We start from the raw sequence: 1,829 nt of genomic DNA on the forward strand, positions 1-1,829 counted from the left end.
AAAACTCTAAACCCTTCTGTGTAAGACAATCCATCCCCTCGGGTGTAGCCCAGAGAAATTCTGTGGACTACTATAGGCGAGCCCACTTTCCATCTCCCTTTCATCTAAGTTTTTAACACTACCACTGAAATATAATTTTTTTAAAATTTTCTTTTATTTAATTTATCATTTTTCTTTTCTACCTGTCAATTTATTAAAAAAAAATTATTTTATGGTAATATTTTATATATATAAAATGTGTTATATAAACATTTTTTTATTAGAATGGTAAAATATAGTGCGGAGGTGTAGTATAAAAAGAATAATAAAAAAAATAATTAAGTCAATAGAGGATAAAAAAGGGACTGACTTAAAAGTTCTTGATGTAAGTAAATTAACATGGATATGTGATTATTTTATTATTGCTTCTGGTGAAACCACAATTCAAACAAAAGTTATTGCAGAAAATATTCTTGAAAAAATAAAAGAAAGGGTTATTTCTGTTGAAGGACTTGAAGATGGAAAGTGGATATTAATTGATTATGGAGAAATAATAATTCATATTTTTCTGACCGAAACAAGAAATTATTATAATCTTGATAAACTATGGGGAGATGCAGAAATAATTAAAGTTTAAATGAATTTATTTTTTCAATTACTTTATTAACAGAAATAGCCAGTGATTTTAAAAAGTCCTTTTTTCTTAATTTAATAAATTCAACTTTTTTCCCATCTGCGATATCGTTTAGTGTTTTTTCTATTCTATATAAAGGGCCTGCAATTCTATGAAGAAAAAGTATTTCAAGAATAAAAACAAGAAGGATAAGGGCAAAAAATAAAATACCAATGCGTTTGAGAATAATAGAATTGATTGAAGAAACAATTTTGTATGCATCAATAAGTTGATTCTCCAATTGTAATTGATTCAAAATAGTATTTAGGGTTATATAATATGTAAAACTTCCAACAAGTATAATTGCAATAAGTAAAAGATATATAGCAATACCTGCATAAGTAAATTGTATTGACCTATTTATTAAATAATGTCTCCTTTTGTACTTCTTTTTTTCCATCTTTCACCTCTATTGTTGAAAATTTGGGTATTTATCTGAATACCATACAATATCTTTATTAAAACCCTTTCCCCCTTCTTTGCCATCTTTTCCATAACTTCCAAGGATGAAATATTTTCCAGTTGGAATATTATAAGACGAAATTGAAAAAATTAAGGAATCACCAGGAGTACTTCTTGCCCTCGTAAAGATATTATTCCCTTCAAGAATATCTACTTCTTTTTCTATTATTTGAGGTATTGGTTTATTTTTAAGTTCATTTTCATTTAAAACTTTGACGCCATTTAAAGTTATTTCGCATGAAGTTAATCCATAATTTTCTATATGAAGAATTGCTTTTCCCTGAATACCTTCAAAAAAAGCAGTAAAAGTATCAGGAGTTCCAGATACTCTTGGAATAGAAGGAGAAGCAAATAAAGTTGTCGGGGGGATTTTATAGAAATATGGATGTTTCCATGGGTCAAGAGGTATTTCATTTATATAAGGTCCAAACCATCCTTTTTCTAACATCTTAGGAGGTGTGTTAGAAGTCATATCAGAAAGAAATACAGGATAATAGCCAGTATCATTTTTAACCTGTTCTAAAAGTAAAGCAAGTTGTGAGATGTGCACTTTTGCACTGGCAACTTTTGATTTTTGTATAACAGTACTAATGAGGCGAAAAGATATCAAACAAATAATGAAAATTATTAAAACTGCTACAAGAATTTCTATAAGAGTAAATCCCTTTTTCATTATAATAATTTTAAATTATGAATATATTGTTTGTCAAGTATT

3 protein-coding genes are annotated in these 1,829 nt (G+C 27.6%); 1 reads left to right on the plus strand and 2 read right to left on the minus strand.

Translation table 11 applies throughout. The features are described from left to right. Window positions 1-277: 277 nt before the first annotated feature. Window positions 278-616, plus strand: a complete 339-nt coding sequence (gene rsfS, locus PLW95_08150; protein ID HOV22626.1) for a ribosome silencing factor — start codon at window positions 278-280, stop codon at window positions 614-616. Here the strand turns inward: rsfS and PLW95_08155 are convergent. Further along, on the minus strand, window positions 606-1,052 hold the full coding sequence (locus PLW95_08155) for a hypothetical protein (protein HOV22627.1): 447 nt from the start codon (window positions 1,050-1,052) through the stop codon (window positions 606-608). The genes rsfS and PLW95_08155 overlap by 11 nt on opposite strands. Window positions 1,053-1,061: 9 nt before the next feature. After that, the gene (locus PLW95_08160) at window positions 1,062-1,787 is read right to left on the minus strand and encodes a type II secretion system protein GspG (protein HOV22628.1); all 726 of its coding nucleotides are present in this window, start codon (window positions 1,785-1,787) and stop codon (window positions 1,062-1,064) included. Window positions 1,788-1,829: the final 42 nt, after the last annotated feature.

The organism is bacterium, from assembly GCA_035370465.1.
In the GTDB taxonomy this organism is placed as follows: domain Bacteria; phylum Ratteibacteria; class UBA8468; order B48-G9; family JAFGKM01; genus JAGGVW01.

What these genes read in the sequence shown, in the direction of transcription:
- PLW95_08155 (HOV22627.1), bottom strand. Translation starts at nt 1,052, where the DNA reads ATGGAAAAAAAGAAGTACAAAAGGAGACATTATTTAATAAATAGGTCA.
- PLW95_08160 (HOV22628.1), bottom strand. Translation starts at nt 1,787, where the DNA reads ATGAAAAAGGGATTTACTCTTATAGAAATTCTTGTAGCAGTTTTAATA.